The organism is Pseudomonas sp. KU26590 (genome assembly GCF_026153515.1).
Classification (GTDB): domain Bacteria; phylum Pseudomonadota; class Gammaproteobacteria; order Pseudomonadales; family Pseudomonadaceae; genus Aquipseudomonas.
In genome coordinates this window covers 55,948-72,399 of record NZ_CP110644.1, presented here as the reverse complement: position 1 = coordinate 72,399, position 16,452 = coordinate 55,948, and the positions used below count along the sequence as shown (strand labels likewise).

General features: G+C 56.5%; 14 protein-coding genes. 6 read left to right on the top strand and 8 right to left on the bottom strand.

Annotation, left to right across the window (positions count from 1 at the left end; all coding sequences use genetic code 11):
- Positions 1-112 precede the first annotated feature (112 nt).
- Positions 113-853 (bottom strand): hypothetical protein, encoded by a 741-nt coding sequence (locus OKW98_RS00290; protein WP_265387507.1) that lies wholly within the window; start codon positions 851-853, stop codon positions 113-115.
- Between the two features lie 195 nt (positions 854-1,048).
- On the opposite strand from OKW98_RS00290, the gene OKW98_RS00285 reads away from it, so the two are divergent.
- Together OKW98_RS00285 and OKW98_RS00280 are read left to right on the top strand one after the other, a co-directional pair.
- Positions 1,049-1,687, top strand: coding sequence for a 2OG-Fe(II) oxygenase (locus OKW98_RS00285; protein ID WP_265389856.1), 639 nt, complete (start codon positions 1,049-1,051; stop codon positions 1,685-1,687).
- 179 nt (positions 1,688-1,866) lie between these two features.
- Positions 1,867-2,304, top strand: a complete 438-nt coding sequence (locus OKW98_RS00280) for a DUF4399 domain-containing protein (protein WP_265387506.1) — start codon at positions 1,867-1,869, stop codon at positions 2,302-2,304.
- Between the two features lie 117 nt (positions 2,305-2,421).
- Here OKW98_RS00280 and OKW98_RS00275 read toward each other — a convergent pair whose 3' ends face one another.
- From OKW98_RS00275 to OKW98_RS00265, 3 genes are all read right to left on the bottom strand, one after another.
- On the bottom strand, positions 2,422-2,874 hold the full coding sequence (locus OKW98_RS00275; RefSeq protein ID WP_265387505.1) for a DUF411 domain-containing protein: 453 nt from the start codon (positions 2,872-2,874) through the stop codon (positions 2,422-2,424).
- Positions 2,875-3,077: 203 nt separating this feature from the next.
- Positions 3,078-4,469, bottom strand: coding sequence for a heavy metal sensor histidine kinase (locus tag OKW98_RS00270; protein ID WP_265387504.1), 1,392 nt, complete (start codon positions 4,467-4,469; stop codon positions 3,078-3,080).
- Positions 4,466-5,140: a heavy metal response regulator transcription factor gene (locus tag OKW98_RS00265; RefSeq protein WP_265387503.1), complete on the bottom strand. Its 675-nt coding sequence runs from the start codon at positions 5,138-5,140 to the stop codon at positions 4,466-4,468. Before OKW98_RS00265 ends, OKW98_RS00270 begins: the two co-directional genes overlap by 4 nt.
- Positions 5,141-5,658: 518 nt before the next feature.
- On the opposite strand from OKW98_RS00265, the gene OKW98_RS00260 reads away from it, so the two are divergent.
- The 3 genes from OKW98_RS00260 to OKW98_RS00250 all read left to right on the top strand — a co-directional run bounded on the left by OKW98_RS00260 (position 5,659) and on the right by OKW98_RS00250 (position 11,355).
- Entirely contained in the window at positions 5,659-6,885 is a 1,227-nt protein-coding gene (locus tag OKW98_RS00260; protein WP_265389855.1) for a TolC family protein, read from the top strand.
- 66 nt (positions 6,886-6,951) lie between these two features.
- Positions 6,952-8,193: an efflux RND transporter periplasmic adaptor subunit gene (locus OKW98_RS00255; RefSeq protein WP_265387502.1), complete on the top strand. Its 1,242-nt coding sequence runs from the start codon at positions 6,952-6,954 to the stop codon at positions 8,191-8,193.
- A 24-nt stretch (positions 8,194-8,217) separates the two neighbouring features.
- Positions 8,218-11,355, top strand: coding sequence for an efflux RND transporter permease subunit (locus OKW98_RS00250; RefSeq protein ID WP_265387501.1), 3,138 nt, complete (start codon positions 8,218-8,220; stop codon positions 11,353-11,355).
- Positions 11,356-11,412: 57 nt separating this feature from the next.
- On the opposite strand, the gene OKW98_RS00245 is transcribed toward OKW98_RS00250, so the two are convergent.
- Positions 11,413-12,330 (bottom strand): cation diffusion facilitator family transporter, encoded by a 918-nt coding sequence (locus tag OKW98_RS00245; RefSeq protein WP_265387500.1) that lies wholly within the window; start codon positions 12,328-12,330, stop codon positions 11,413-11,415.
- Positions 12,331-12,522: 192 nt separating this feature from the next.
- Positions 12,523-12,732, bottom strand: coding sequence for a hypothetical protein (locus OKW98_RS00240; RefSeq protein ID WP_265387499.1), 210 nt, complete (start codon positions 12,730-12,732; stop codon positions 12,523-12,525).
- Between the two features lie 242 nt (positions 12,733-12,974).
- Here OKW98_RS00240 and OKW98_RS00235 point away from each other — a divergent pair, with 242 nt between their 5' ends.
- Positions 12,975-13,304 carry a DUF2790 domain-containing protein gene (locus OKW98_RS00235; RefSeq protein WP_265387498.1) on the top strand — a complete coding sequence of 110 codons (330 nt, stop codon included), beginning with the start codon at positions 12,975-12,977 and terminating at the stop codon, positions 13,302-13,304.
- Positions 13,305-13,481: 177 nt separating this feature from the next.
- On the opposite strand, the gene OKW98_RS00230 is transcribed toward OKW98_RS00235, so the two are convergent.
- Both OKW98_RS00230 and serA read right to left on the bottom strand, forming a co-directional pair.
- Positions 13,482-14,807 (bottom strand): OprD family porin, encoded by a 1,326-nt coding sequence (locus OKW98_RS00230; protein WP_265387497.1) that lies wholly within the window; start codon positions 14,805-14,807, stop codon positions 13,482-13,484.
- Between the two features lie 309 nt (positions 14,808-15,116).
- Complete coding sequence (serA, locus tag OKW98_RS00225) at positions 15,117-16,346, bottom strand: phosphoglycerate dehydrogenase (protein ID WP_265387496.1); 1,230 nt, start codon at positions 16,344-16,346, stop codon at positions 15,117-15,119.
- Positions 16,347-16,452: the final 106 nt, after the last annotated feature.

The following is a 16,452-nucleotide window of genomic DNA, read 5'->3' as shown; positions in this document are numbered from 1 at the left end:
CTGACAGAACGAATGTAGGACCGGCTTTAGCCGGGAAGGCTTGAGTCGTCACACCGCAAGATGGAGGGTGTTCAAACAGTCCCCTTCCCGGCTGAAGCCGGTCCTACTGACGTCATTTGACAGTCTGCCCAACCGCCAATCCCGCGCGAACTGCTGCCAGCGCCGCCTTGTAATAGGCCTTGCCTTCGTTGGACTCGGCGAAGGTGGCGAACTCGTCCAGCTCGCCATCCGACAGGTCGCGGTACACATAAAGCAGCGTGTTGTTCACGTCCTTGCCGATCTGCCCCATGAGCCGCTGACGCTGACTGTCGAGCATCGCCTGGGTCGTGCCACCGCCCATCAGTCCCGGAATCATCGAACTCAGGCTGTCGGCGGCGACGCCCGCAATCGCCATGCTGACCTCGGCGCCGGCTTCCTTGGCGGGGAGGGCGTTGGCCAGGTGGCCGATGATCAGCAGACGGTTGTCGTCCGCCTGAATGTGCGGCAGGCCTTGGACATTTTTGGCCAGTTGGTCCGGGCGTGTCGCAGTGAGTTCGGCATTGACGATCTTGCGGCCCAGGGCCGACTGAAAAAACTGCAGTGCAGGGTTCGGGTCCTGCAGCGTCTGGCGCAGCATTTGCTCCCCGCGCTGGTCCATCGCCTGCGGGGCAAAACGCTGATTGCTGTTGCTCACCAGAGCGTCGAACACGGCGGGCGGAAGGCTGTTGCGGTAACGCTGCTGAGCGGCTTTGAGGGCATCGACAAAATGAGCGCGTTGTTCCGGCCAGCCGGCGAGCTTGTACAGCTGATCGTGGCCGTCTGCCCAGGCGGGCAAAGTGCAGAACATCAACAGCAGGAAAAACAGACGGCGCATTAGAGACTCCTGTCGGCAGGCCGCCATTCTCGGTGGGGCAGCGGGGATTTGTCGAGTTAACACTTGCCAGACCCCGCTAAAAACCGTGGGTTCGATCAGTGAACGGGCAAAACCGCCGGGCGTATTCAAACCCGTGGAAATATTCCTCATTCGCCGGACTGCAGGCCCTGTCGGATTAATCGGCGTATGGATACTATGCGCGCCATGCGCATATCCCCTGATCACCCGCTGCTGTTGCGAATCGTCGACGACCTGGCCGAGCGTGGCTGGTCGCAGCAGAACATTTTCCTGCCCGACACCCTGACCCGCGAGCTGGCCCTTGAATGCCGCACGCGTGCCGTTCAGGGCGAGCTCGCGCCTGCTGCAGTCGGGCGCGGGCCGGCGCAGGAGGTTAGGGAGGGGATTCGCGGCGATCACATCCAGTGGCTGGAAGCGGGGCAGGCCGAGCCGTGCGATCGCTATCTGGACCTGATGGACAGCCTGCGCCAGGCGCTGAACCGAGGCCTGTTTCTGGGCCTCGAGGATTACGAAAGCCACTTCGCGCTCTATCCGCCGGGGGCCTTCTATCTCAAGCACGTGGACCGCTTTCGCGATGACGACAAACGCATGGTCTCAGCGGTCGTCTACCTTAACGACGGCTGGTTGCCGGAGCACGGCGGCCAACTGCGGATGTACCTCAAGGACGGCGTCGAGTATGACGTGCAACCCACTGGCGGCTGCCTGGTGGTGTTCCTCTCGGGCGACATGCCCCACGAAGTCATGCCCTCGACCCGCGAGCGCCTGTCGCTAACCGGATGGTTCAGGCGGCGTGGGAATGAACCGTTCGAGTTGTAACTGGCTTCCTCTCCGTCTGCATCGGCCCAACATGAAATCTTCTACATCAAACCACTCAACGAAATACTTGGCGGCTAACCGCAGCTAAGGTAAAGGTCGTTCCTGAGCGATTGTCTGTCGGGATGAAGAGGCTTCAATCCCCGATCCCGCAATCGCACATCGATAAAAACGGAGAGATCATGAAGACGTTATTCGCTAGAACTGCCCTGACCGGCCTGCTGTTGGGGGCGAGCTTCCTGGCCCAGGCCGCCGACATGCCGCGCACGGCTTCGCCCGCAGGCGCTGAGGTTTACATCATCTCGCCGAAGGATGGCGCGACCGTCAACGGCGCATTCAAGGTGCAATTCGGCCTCAAGGGCATGGGCGTTGCCCCGGCCGGCGTTGACGTGCCGGAGACCGGTCATCATCACCTGCTGATCGACGTCAAGGATCAGCCCGACATGAACGCGCCGCTGCCGAACACCGACAACATCCGTCACTTCGGCAAAGGCCAGACCGAAACCGAGCTGAATCTCACGCCGGGCCAGCACACCCTGCAACTGCTGGTGGGCGACAAGAACCACGTGCCACTGAACCCGCCGGTCGAATCGCAGAAAATCACCATCACGGTCAAATAACGCGTATCCGCAGATGCCATGGATGGTGTGGACTCCGCCGTCGCATGGCTGGCGTGAGATTCGTAGGGGCCGGCTTGCTGGCGAAGGCGTCAGTGTTTGGCGTATTTTCCGGAGCCGCTAGCGGGCCGGAAAGTCAGCCAGAACCGCTTCTTGCCCCGATTTGGTCACGCCAATGATCTGGTGAGCGCTACGCCGGTCACCTGACTCCATTCCTGGCGATCCCATGGGCATACCAGGGGCCGCCACTCCCACCAGATCAGCTCGTTGGCTTAGTTCGGCAATTTGCGCGACTGGAACATGGCCTTCAACAAACTTTCCATTTACAACCCCGGTGTGGCACGAGCCTAGATTACCGGGCACACCGAGCTTTTCCTTTACAGCGCTCATGTTGTCTTCGAGGTGGTCGACCACTGAGTAGCCGTTCTCCTTCAGATAAGCGATCCACTTGGTGCAGCAGCCACAATTAGGGTCTCTGTACACGTCTATTGATAGCGCGGCCTGCACCAATGAGGCGGCACTTAGCGCTGTAGCGGCTGCAATGACTTGGACGGTCTTTCTAAATGAGTTCATGGCTGATGCTACTCAAGGCGGAAAAGGGTAGAGGGGATCGCGCGCGTAGCCTTACCGAGGGTAGACCTGATGGGCAAATCGAATGTGTTACCAAATAAATGCCGGATAGCATCGAGTTGCTTCCAGGCGTGTGCATCAGCGTGCTCGCCTACCGAGCGCGGTGCCCGGTTGGTCTCTACTGCCCCAAAAAGGGCAGTAATGATCTAAGCGGGAATAGGAAAGATCAGGCTGAATGTTGTGACATCCCCAGGTTTGCTTTCAACCGCTACGCGTCCTTCGTGCAAGCTCATGATCGAGCGCACGATGGCAAGTCCTAACCCTGTCCCACCTTGCTGGCGGGAGCGGCTTGCATGAACCCTGTAGAAGCGATCAAACAGACGAGGAAGGTGTTCCGCTTCAATCCCTTCGCCTGTATTGCGTACAGCCAGCGAAACTTGCTCTTTCAGGGTTGAAAGGCTGAGCGTAACGGGAGTGCCGGCTGTCCCGTGTCTGATGGCATTCGAAAGTAGATTTGAAATGGCGCGCTGGATCATCAGACGATCACCGGAGACCTTTGCATCTCCCTGCACCACAACGGCTATCTTCTTTTCTTCCGCTGACATCGCAAAAAGCTCCGCGACCTTTTCTGCTTCTTCTCGCAGATCAATTGAACTGAAAGTCAGCGGCGCAGACGGTTGGCTGACGCTGGCTAAAAACAGCATCTGGGAGACCATGCGAGACAGGCGCTCAAGCTCTTCGGTACACGATTCGAGTACTTGCTTGTATTCCGCCGGAGGCCTCTCCCTGGACAGAGTCACTTGAGCCGTGCCCATCAGATTATTCATCGGCGAGCGCAGTTCATGTGCCAGATCGTCCGAGAACTGGGCGAGCTGCTGAACGTCGCCGTCCAATCGATGCAGCATGAAATTGACCGCATGGGCCAGGTCACTCAGCTCTTCAGGCAGACCGTGTACCTTCATCCTGTGCGAGAGGTCGCGGGCGGATACCCTCTCTGCAACCTTGCGCAATGCCCTGAGTGGTTTGAGTCCGCGATGAACCACCCACCATGCGCAGCCACCCACGAGAAGCAAAATGACAGGCAATGCGATCAGCGTGGACTTCACATAAGCGGTGAGTAAGGTGACATCACTTTTTCTATCGAGAGTGAGCATCACCAGAATCTGTTGATCATTTTTGAGGCGAATCAGCTTGTGCGCCATCAACAAGTCATGGCCATCGGAGGAATCCAGTCGCTGGAACTCCAGTGATCGGCTCCCTGTTTTGGGTATCGGTAACTCGACCGCGTCATCGCTTCCGAGGATCAGCAGCTGCTTTCGTGGAATGCTCGAGTCCATGATGGTGAGGGTCAAATTGTCGTGACCGACGATTTGATCACGCAGGTTATGCGGATGAAGCACGATGTCCGCTGCCGTTGCGGAGCTTTCGGCGAGACTGTGTTCAACCTGCGCTAACTTCTCTGTCAGTCCATCTTTTGCCTGGACATCCAACTGGCGCGAAATGGACGCGTAGGCGAACGTCGCCATGACCAATGCCAATACAGCACTCATCGCTGTGACAGTGATGCCGAGCTTTGTCGAGAGTCGCGAGGGTCTCATTCGCGAGCTTCCAACACGTAGCCAACCCCGCGAAGGGTATGAATCAGCTTCTGATCAAACGGATCGTCAATCTTGGCCCTTAGCCGCCTGATCGATACCTCGACGACATTGGTATCGCAGTCAAAATTCATGTCCCACACCAGGGAGATGATCTGAGTCCGCGACATCACCTCTCCGGTATGTCGCATGAGCAGGTGCAGCAGAGCGAATTCTTTAGTCGTCAGATCGATGCGCTGAGTGCCCCTGAATGCTCTATGTCTGCCTTGATCCAGCTCAAGGTCGCCGACGCGCAGCACTTCGGGTAGCCCGGCTTGTTCACTCCGGCGCATCAAGGTTCGAACCCGTGCGAGCAGTTCTGGAAACTCGAAAGGCTTGACCAGATAGTCGTCGGCTCCCATTTCCAGGCCACGGACTTTTTCATCGAGACGCCCGCGAGCGGTCACCATCATCACTCGGGTGTTACTTGTTTCTCGCAGCCGGGCCAGTACCTCCCAGCCCTCCATTTCTGGCAAGTTTACATCCAGTATCACAATATCGTATGCCTGGTGCTGAGCGAGACAAAGACCATCGAGCCCCGTAGTGGCGACATCAACTACATAGCCGCTTTCCGTGAGTCCCTGATGCATATACTCGGCAGTTTTCGGCTCGTCCTCTACAACAAGGATTCGCATGGCAGGATTTCCTGTTTGAATTAAATAGTCAGTTGCCAAATACGTCGCTGGTTCACTATTTTTCTATAGTTTTATTGACGAATTTTTCACAACCCTTTGGATGTAAGGCAAATTGTTATCCCTGTAGTTGCTACAGGGTCAAGCGTGACCAGCCGAAAGGCTCAGGTTATCGGGGTATGGCGACGTTATGTCGCATCTCCTACTCAGCGCTGACTTCAGTAATTCAACACTCACGAGGCTCCGTAAAAAAGTGCAAGGGTGTACATGTTGCAGCACGTTTCAGCTCAGGCTAAAACATAGTGGTTCGAGATTGTAGTTTCAAAAGGTTTTTCATTTTTGTAGATAACGTAATTGTAATTTTCCAGTAATCCCTCTGATAGCTCCTATTGCATAAAGTCCGCCCATCAAACCCCGGCTTTAAAGCTGGCGTTATACCTGTTTATTTTTAATTGGGTGGTTTATGCAACTGGAGAAGTGCGACTGTGCTCGGACATAGACGATTTTCCATGACCTCTTCCATGAGGCTGGGTGCATTTTGCGTGTTGTTGCTGCCTTTCGCTGCACCTGGTGTTGTCGCTGCTCAGAGCCTGAGCTTGCCCCAAGCCATTGAATCGGCATTTGCTGAAAACCCTGATCTTGCTGCCGCTCGAAGGGAAATAGGGATCGCCGAAGGTGACAGGCAGCAGGCTGGGCTCATGCCCAACCCGGTGGTTTCCTGGGAAGCTGAAGACACACGTCGTAGTACCAGCACCACGACCGTCATGCTGAGTCAGGCTCTGGAGCTCGGCGGCAAGAGAGGGGCGCGTATCGATGTCGCGAGCCGTGGCCAGGACGCTGCTCAAATCGAGCTGGAGCGTCGGGGCAACGAGTTACGTGCCGAAGTGGTTCAGGCGTTTTACGCAGCGGTTCGGGCTCAAACGGGGCTGGAGCTGGCGCAACAATCTCAGTCTCTGGCTGAGCGAGGTCTTGAGATCGCCGAGGGCCGTGTGCGTGCCGGTAAATCATCGCCGGTAGAGGCCACCCGTGCGCAAGTCCAGTTGTCCGAGACCAACCTGCTGGTTCGACGCGCACAAACGTTGAAAGCTAATAGCTATCGCGACCTCGCCCGTGCAACCGGCTCCGCATCGGCAACCTTCGATAGCCTGGAATACGCCGATCTGTCCCCGGGCAACGCGCCACTCGCTGCGAAAATGCTCACCGCAATCGATCGGTCTGCCGAGCTGCGCCTGGCCCAGGCTCAGATTGAACAGCGAGACGCATCATTGGGTTCGGAGCGTGCGCAGCGCATCCCGGATCTCACGGTCAGCATTGGTAGCCAATACACCCGCGAGGATCGGGAGCGTGTCAACGTGGTTGGTTTTTCGATGCCCCTTCCGCTTTTCAACAGGAATCAGGGAAACGTGCTTGCAGCTTCGCGTCGCGCTGACCAGGCCCGCGACCTGCGTAATGCGGTGGAGCTGAGACTGCGTACCACCACTCAGTCTGCCCTTGCCCAATGGGAAACGGCCACACGCGATGTTGAGTCTTTCAATCAGGTCATCTTGCCGTCCGCCAAAAGCACGGTCGATGCGGCGACCCGAGGCTTTGAGATGGGCAAGTTCGGCTTTCTGGAAGTCCTCGATGCTCAGCGCACGCTGATCGATGCCCGAAGCCAATATCTGGAGTCGTTAGCCATCGCCACTGACGCCAGGGTCACTGTCGAGCGCATCTACGGCGATCTCAGCCCATTCAGCACTCATCCTTAAAGCCATTTTTACGCACTTATTGGGCGCATCGCACTGTGTTCAAACACATGATCGCCGGGAGCATTCATGAACAAGAAACGGAGCATTACCATCGCGCTGGTGGTGATAGCCATCATCGGTTTGACCAGTCTGACGGTCACCCGTCAAGGACTCCCCGTTGCCGCAGAGTCCCAGCCTCCTGGCAAGGAACAAGGCAAAGAAAGCAACGAGGCGCACGCCGAAGGGGATGGACACAGTGACGAAGATTCTGACGAGGGCAAGGGTGAATCCCATGAAGAGGAAGGGCAGATTGAACTGACCCCGGAGCAAATAAACGCAGCCGGCATCGAGCTTGCTCTGGCGGGGCCGAGGTTGATGAGTACGTCGGTCACTTTTCCAGGGGAAATCAGATTCGACGAAGACCGCACGACCCATGTAGTCCCACGGGTGAGTGGCGTCGTTGATGAAGTCAGAGTCGAGCTGGGCCAATCAGTAAAGAAAGGTCAGGTACTCGCTGTGATCGCAAGCCAGCAAATCACGGACATGCGCAGCGAACTGAATGCTGCGCAGAGAAGAACCGAGCTGGCTCGCTTGACCATGCAGCGCGAAAAAAAGCTGTGGGAGGACAAGATTTCCGCCGAGCAGGATTACTTGCTCGCGCGCCAGTCGTTCCAGGAGGCAGATATCAGCCGGTCGAACGCTCGGCAAAAACTGAGCGCGATTGGTGCCAGCGTCAACGCAGCCGCCGGCAATCGCTATGAGTTGATCGCCCCATTTGACTCTGTGGTTGTGGAGAAGCATCTCGGCATTGGCGAAGTGGTGAACGAAGCCACGGCAGCCTTCACGCTTTCTGACTTGTCGCGTGTCTGGGCAACGTTTGGTGCGACGCCAAAGGATTTGCAGCGTGTGGTAGTCGGGCGAGCGGTGACGGTCAGCGCACCTGATCTTAACGCTCAGGTCGAAGGCCGGATCAGTTACGTAGGAAGCCTGCTTGGCGAGCAAACCAGGGCTGCCACTGTACGGGTGATCCTTAGTAACCCCGAGGGCGCATGGCGTCCCGGATTGTTCGTCTCCATTGATGTGACGGCGGATAAAGCCAATGCCTCGGTCAGCCTCCCCGAATCGGCCATTCAGACGGTGGAAGATAAGCCGTCAGTGTTCGTTCGCAATGCTGAAGGCTTCCAGCTGCGTGCCGTGGAGGTCGGTCGCCGAGATGGTGGCTTCGTGGAGATCGTCCAAGGCCTGGACGCCGGCGCCCAAGTGGCTTCTGCCGGCAGCTTCATCCTCAAGTCCGAGCTGGGTAAGAGCTCTGCCGAGCATGCCCATTGACCTGCGTCGCAAGAGTACAACGCCATGTTTGAACGGTTGATTCAATTCGCGATTGAGCAGCGCATTGTCGTGATGCTCGCTGTCTTGCTGATGGCGGGGCTCGGTATTGCCAGCTATCAGAAACTGCCTATTGATGCGGTACCTGACATCACCAACGTTCAGGTTCAAATCAATACCGCCGCTCCAGGCTTTTCACCTTTGGAGACGGAGCAGCGGGTTACCTTTTCTATCGAAACGAGTATGGCCGGGTTACCCGGGCTGAAGCAGACCCGCTCGCTGTCGCGTTCGGGTCTTTCCCAAGTGACGGTCATTTTCGAAGACGGCACCGATCTGTTCTTCGCCCGTCAGTTGGTGGGTGAGCGTCTCCAAACTGCCAAGGAGCAGTTACCTGAAGGTGTTGAGGCCGTCATGGGGCCGATTTCCACGGGCCTGGGCGAGATCTTTCTCTGGACTGTCGAAGCCGAAGACGGCGCCAGGAAGGAGGATGGAAGTGTCTATACACCCACCGATCTTCGAGTCATTCAGGATTGGATCATCAAGCCACAGCTGCGCAACGTTCCCGGCGTTGCCGAGATCAACACGATCGGCGGTTTCGCCAAGCAGTACCAGATCGCGCCTGATCCCAAAAAGCTTGCTGCTTATAAGCTGACGCTGAACGATCTCGTCGCCGCCCTCGAGCGTAACAACGCCAACGTCGGGGCTGGCTACATTGAGCGTGGTGGTGAACAGCTGTTGATTCGTGCACCTGGCCAGCTTGGCACGGTGAAGGACATCGCGAACATTGTTATCGCGAACGTACAGGGCACGCCGATCCGGGTCAGCAGCGTCGCTGATGTGGGTATCGGCCAGGAACTGCGTTCGGGAGCCGCTACCGAAAACGGGCGTGAGGTTGTTCTGGGCACGGTTTTCATGCTGATCGGAGAAAACAGCCGAACTGTCTCGCAGGCAGTTGCTGCAAAACTGGCTGATATCAACCGCTCGCTGCCTCAGGGTATCCACGCGGTGACGGTGTATGACCGTACCAATCTCGTCGAAAAGGCCATCGCCACCGTCAAGAAGAACCTGATTGAAGGCGCCATTCTTGTCATCGCAATTTTGTTCCTGTTCCTGGGTAACATCCGCGCTGCCTTGATCACCGCCATGGTGATCCCGCTCGCCATGTTGTTCACGTTTACCGGCATGTTTGCCAATAAGGTCAGCGCAAACCTGATGAGTCTGGGTGCGCTGGACTTTGGCATCATCGTGGACGGGGCTGTGGTGATCGTCGAAAACGCGATTCGAAGGCTTGCTCATGCGCAGAGCAAATATGGCCGGATGCTCACGCGCACCGAGCGTTTTCACGAAGTGTTTGCCGCTGCCAAGGAAGCTCGCCGACCGCTCATTTTCGGCCAGTTGATCATCATGGTCGTTTATCTGCCGATTTTTGCCCTCACCGGTGTGGAAGGCAAAATGTTCCATCCCATGGCGTTTACCGTGGTCATCGCATTGTTGGGCGCCATGATCCTTTCCGTCACCTTTGTACCTGCCGCGATCGCGATGTTCGTGACTGGCAAGGTGAAGGAAGAAGAAGGTTTCATCATGCGCACGGCTCGCGTGCGTTACGCGCCGGTTCTGGCGTGGGTGCTGCAGCATCGTGCGATCGCCTTCAGCACGGCCTTTGTGCTGATCGTGTTGTCCGGTTTCACCGCCAGCCGAATGGGCAGTGAGTTCGTACCCAGCCTGAGCGAGGGCGACTTTGCGCTGCAGGCCCTCCGGGTGCCGGGCACGAGCCTTACTCAGTCTGTGGAAATGCAGAAGCGGCTTGAAAAAGCCATCGTTGAAAAGGTGCCTGAAGTAGAACGTATGTTTGCTCGAACAGGTACCGCAGAGATTGCTGCCGACCCGATGCCGCCAAACATCTCTGATAGCTACGTCATGCTGAAACCGCAAAGCCAATGGCCCGATCCAGGAAAGTCTCGTGAGTCGCTCATTGCGGAGTTGCAGCAGGCGGCAGCCGGCGTACCAGGGAGTAACTACGAGTTCTCCCAGCCTATCCAACTGCGCTTCAACGAGCTTGTTTCAGGGGTACGAAGCGACGTTGCGGTAAAAGTCTTCGGCGACGACATGGGCGTGCTGAATCAAACGGCCAGTCAGATCGCGGCCACTCTGCAAAAAGTGCCGGGCGCGTCTGAGGTCAAGGTCGAGCAGACGACGGGCTTGCCTGTGTTGACCATCAACATCGATCGGGACAAAGCCGCACGTTACGGCCTGAACGTGGGCGACGTGCAGGACGCTATTGCTACAGGTGTGGGAGGTCGTCGGGCCGGCACTCTTTATGAGGGCGACCGCCGGTTTGACATGGTTGTGCGGCTGTCGGATGAGATGCGAACCGATGTCGCCGGGCTTTCCAGTTTGCTGATTCCGATTCCGGCTACCGCGGGCAGTAGCGATCAGCAAATCAACTTCATCCCGTTGTCGCAAGTGGCGACGCTGGATCTGATACTCGGGCCTAATCAGATCAGTCGCGAAAACGGTAAGCGCCTGGTGATCGTAAGCGCCAACGTTCGCGGACGTGACCTGGGTTCGTTCGTCCAGCAAGCAGGTGCAAGCATTGATAGCGCAGTAAAAATTCCACCCGGCTATTGGACTGATTGGGGCGGTCAGTTTGAACAGCTTCAGTCGGCTGCCAAACGTCTCCAGATTGTGGTGCCGGTGGCTTTGCTGATGGTTCTTGCACTGCTGTTCATGATGTTTAACAACCTCAAAGATGGGTTGCTGGTGTTCACGGGCATTCCCTTTGCCTTGACCGGGGGCGTGCTTGCGCTTTGGCTACGGGACATCCCGTTGTCGATCTCGGCAGGGGTTGGATTTATTGCCTTGTCCGGCGTGGCTGTACTGAACGGCCTGGTAATGATCGCCTTCATTCGCAACTTGCGTGAAGAAGGGCGCTCCCTGGGCGACGCGATCAATGAGGGGGCGCTCACTCGTTTGAGGCCGGTGTTGATGACTGCGTTGGTCGCGTCACTGGGGTTCATCCCCATGGCCTTGGCAACGGGGACAGGCGCTGAGGTTCAACGACCGTTGGCAACGGTCGTCATTGGAGGAATCCTTTCCTCCACGGCGCTGACGCTGCTAGTTCTGCCAGCGCTTTATCAATGGGCTCACAGAAAAGAAGAGGACTGACAGCCCGCTCAGTTCCCCACTTACAACGCTCGCGCCGGGAGACTGGCGCGAGCGTTTTCATGCGTGGTGTTCATGCCCTTCTGCGCTGTGCTCGTCATCATGGAAGCCATCATGTTCGAGCTGAATGGTGCAGTGGTGGATTTCGAAGCCCTGGCTGACAGAGGTGGTCACGTTGGCCAGGATTTCCTGCCCGTTCCGGGACGCCTGCGCTATCACCACATGCACGCTCATGACGTTCTTTCCGCTGGTGACTGACCACACATGGAGATCATGGATCGCCTTTACACCCTCGACCGCCAGAATGTTTTGCTCAACCTCTTTGAGCTCAATGCCGTTGGGCACACCCTCCAACAGTACGTTCATGCTTTCGCGTAGAAGCGTCCAGGTTCTTGGCAGCACCCAGAGTCCGATACCGGCTGCCACGAGTGAGTCCACCCAGGCCCACCCGGTGAACCAGATGACGACAGCCGCTACGATCACGCCGATCGAGCCGAGCATGTCACTCCAGACCTCCAGATAGGCCCCCTTTACATTCAGACTTTCTCCGCTGGCACTTCCCAGCATCCGCATGGAGATCAGATTGACGACGAGCCCCAGCGTGGCAATGACCAGCATGCCGACCGACTGGATGGGAGCTGGCGTTAGGAGTCTTTGGTAGGCCTCGTACAAGATGTAGATGGCGACGAAGAACAGCAGAATGGCATTGACTGAAGAGGCGAGGATTTCAAACCTCGCATAACCAAATGTTCGATTTCGGTCGGCGGGTCGCTTGGCAATCTGGAACGCTAACAGCGAGATACCTAAAGCAGCCGAGTCAGTGAACATGTGTGCGGCATCAGACAGGAGCGCGAGACTTCCTGTGATCCAGGCGCCTATGACCTCGGCGATCATGAAACCTGTCGTGAGAAGAAGCGCCATGAAAAGCATTTTTTCATGGCCTGCGCGCACTTGGCCGTGGCTGTGACCTGAGCTCATCGGGAGATCCTTGGGATTTATGGACAGGGAGAGGTAATGGTTGAACTGACTATGACATGCAGTCTGGCAGGGCCGTTCATCCATGGGCCGTCGAAAAACAAGCAAAAAAAAGCGCCCAATGGGCGCTTAAAGATTCACCTTAACCAAAGGAGCCCGGGAGCTTCCAAAGGTGAATAGGGTTGCCGGAGGGTATTAGCCTTCGGACTTCTTCACGTCGTCAGCGCGGGACTTTTCCTCGACGCGAACATATTCAGTGGCCGCCTTTTGATCGTCGAATCGTACTTCTTGTGCGATTCGCATTTTCTGAGCTGCATGATTTGAGCGCTCACTGCCGTCTTGGGCGAATAGAGAAGTGCTAGAGAGAGCGGCGACCGTCAGAACCAACGATTTGATGAGATTCATGGTTGTTACCGTATGGAGTGGAATGGCAGTACCTGATCAGCGTCTGGGCTCATCAGGAGTTGAGGCAATAGTAAGTCGCGGTGGCTAACAGGAACGTGAGGGAACAATTACAATTCTGTCAGGAAAGAGCAGCGCCGCTAAATCCCATGCCCGCGACAAGATTTCCAAATGGTAATGTTCGCGCAACGTTCCAGTAAGTGCTGATTGGTTAAGTTAGGTCATCACTTAAACGGAGACAAAAAATGCGCATTGCCAAATCATTGATTTTTGCCCTTGCAATCCTTTCGCCCGTCGCTTCTTACGCCTTTGCGAATGATGACTCGGTGGCGAATACCATCATCAAAGAGCATCAGGAAGTTGTCAGTCGGTATGCCGCTAAAGAAAACAAACCGGTGCCAGCTATTGTTGAGTATAAATATGGGATGAAGCTGGATATTGCGAAAGTCGTCCGGGTTTCCCCGGAGGCGAGGGTGTGTAAGGTGATGCCTAAGCTAATGACCTACGAAGACGCCAAGGGTGAGTTAAACACGTTGCAATACCAGGTCATGAGCGGTTGCCGAGGCAAAAATTGACACTGTTTGCTGATGCATCATTACCCTGTTTGAATTCAGCATCGGAGCGGCCTTCATGGCCGCTTTTTTTTCGCAAAAAAACCGTACTGTCGGGATAAATGCGCCTTTGTTGCGGCACAGAAAAAGGTGCCCGTCAGGGCACCTAAAGACGCTTTGGCTGGGGCTGCCCATTAGCCCTCAGAGGACGCTGATAGGGTATTCGACGATCAGCCTCACCTCGTCAAGGTCCGACTCAAATGCGGTAGCCCTTGTGGTTGCCTGGCGCAGGCGCAGTGACAGATCTTTCAAGGTGCCGGTCTGGACGACGTATTTTGCTTCGATATCCCGCTCCCAGCGTTTTTGATCTTTGAGCGGATTCCCGTCCGAGTCTCGTCGCATGTAGGTGCTGTTGGCATTGGAGTAGTCCGCATCTGTACCCTTGCCATAGCGGGTCATGAACGAGAGACCCGGCACTCCAAAGTTGCTCATGTCCAGGTTGTACGTCGCCATCCAGGACCTTTCTTTCGGCGAGTTGAAGTCGCTGTATTGAATGGAGTTGGCGACGTAGATCGAGTCTGACTGTCTCAGGTAGTCAAAGTCGTCATCGCCCTGATTGCGTTGGTGCGACAATGCGAAAGTGTGCGAGCCATATTTCAGGGCGACCTTCACGCTCCAGATATCGTTGTCGAACTTACCGAGGAGCTTCTTGCCTTCGTCGGTTGCGTTGTAGTAGTTGACGCTACCGGTCAAAGCCATTTGATCGGAAAGGGGAAGTATGTAGGAGGCAGCGGCGTACTTCTGGTCCCACGCATCTTTCAGGCGGCTTCCGTACAGGCCCAGGGTCAGCCGATCGGTTGCATCATAGTCACCACCGAAGTAACCAATCCATGGAGAGTTGACCGGACCCGCGTAGAACGTAGCGAAGCCGTCGCGGATTGAAGTTGACTGGGGCTGACTCATCGAATGAAGTCGACCGCCTTGAACGGTCAACCCGCTGATGCTTTTGTTCGTGGCTGTGACACCCCTAAAACTTTCGGGAAGGACACGCGAATCACCAAAGGATACGACCGGGGTCGACGGGAATACATCGCCGACGTTAACCACCGTGTCGAACGCCCGTGCCTTCACGGAGCCACCCAGCTTGGTGTATTCGTCCTCGGCCTCGCCGTCGTTATCGACAGGCAGAACGTCGAAAGAACTCCGAAATCCGTTTCGGCCTCCGCCGGTATCAAGCTTGATCCCCATCAACGCAAAAGCATCGACCCCCACGCCGAATGTACCTTGTGTAAAGCCGGATTCGAATTTGGCGATAAAGCCTTGCGCCGTTGCTTCGGAATAGCCGTTCCCGGTAGCAGTCGATTGCCCTTTACGGCTATCACGGTTCATATAAAAGGTGCGGCTTAGAACGTTGAACGTGCTGCCGTCGATAAACCCTTCTTTTTGCTCCTCTGCAAAACCGGCAACAGGCGTGACGCTCGCGAGCGTCGAGAAAACCGCGAGGGACATTTTTCTAAGGTGAGTCATGTGCGCTCCGTACGAATCGGCAGATTGCTTTTGGACGTGTCGACCTGGCTTATATTTGTAATCCGAGAGCTGCCAGTGGGCGCAATCTTGACGACTGGAAGATAACGACGGGATGATCTGAAAATTACAAATCTGCAATAAAGTGTCCGCGCACGCTCCCTGCTTGCCCGGCTTGCAACTCGATGCGTGAGGGTGAGCTGTTGGCAGGCAAAAAAAAGCCCTCGTTCCAGAGGGCTAATTGTTTATTTGGAACAGAGAAGTGCAGTTAAAGAACCTAAGATCTCCTTTCCACCACCCTGAAACCGCGTCTTAAAACAGAACGCGGCTGCGGATGGTGCCTTTGATGTGCTGCAGCTTTTCTTGCGCCAGATCGGAAGACTCGGCGTCGACGTCGATCACCACGTAACCGACTTTCTCGTTGGTCTGCAGGAACTGACCGGAGATGTTGATGCCGTTTTCGGCGAAGACCTTGTTGATCTCCATCAGCACGCCCGGGATGTTCTGGTGGATGTGCAGCAGGCGGTGCTTGCCAGGGTGAGCCGGCAGGGCCACTTCCGGGAAGTTGACGGAGGAGACCGACGTACCGTTATCGCTGTACTTGACCAGTTTCTCTGCCACTTCCAGACCGATGTTGGCCTGGGCTTCAGCGGTCGAGCCGCCGATGTGCGGGGTCAGGATCACGTTGTCCAGGCCGCGCAGCGGGCTCTCGAACACGTCGTCGTTGGAGCGTGGCTCGACCGGGAACACGTCGATGGCCGCGCCGATCAGGTGCTTGTCCTTGATCGCGTCAGCCAGGGCGTCGAGCTCGACCACCGTGCCGCGCGCCGCGTTGATCAGGATGGCGCCCTTCTTCATCGTGCGAATTTCTTTCTCGCCGATCATCCACTGGGTTTCGTTGGTTTCCGGAACGTGCAGGGTGACGATGTCTGACATACCCAGCAGCTCGTTCAGGCTGGACACCTGAGTGGCGTTGCCCAGCGGCAGCTTGGTCAGGGTGTCGTAGAAGTACACCTGCATGCCCAGGCCTTCAGCCAGGACCGACAGCTGAGTGCCGATCGAGCCGTAACCGACAATGCCGAGCTTCTTGCCACGAATCTCGAACGAGTTGGCCGCGCTCTTGATCCAGCCACCGCGATGGCAGGAAGCGTTCTTCTCCGGGATACCGCGCAGCAGCAGGATGGCCTCGGCCAGCACCAGCTCCGCCACCGAACGGGTGTTGGAGTAAGGGGCATTGAACACAGCGATGCCGCGCTCGCGGGCTGCGTTCAGGTCAACCTGGTTGGTACCGATGCAGAAGCAGCCGACCGCGACCAGTTTCTTGGCGCAATCGAACAGTTCTTCAGTCAGTTGGGTGCGGGAACGAATACCGATGAAATGAGCGTCGGCAATCTTTTCCTTCAGTTCGGCTTCCGGCAGCGACTTGGTGTGGTACTCAATGCTGGTGTAACCGGCGGCCTTGAGGACGTCGACCGCGGACTGGTGGACGCCTTCGAGAAGAAGGAACTTGATCTTGCTCTTGTCGAGGGAAGTCTTGCTCATCTGCGTAAACCTGTGTCCCGGAGAGAAATGGCAGTAAGTGAAGCGCGCGCAAATCGGCTGAAAGCTCGATTGGCGGGGGGCGTATGCTAGCATATGCACCCCGCGA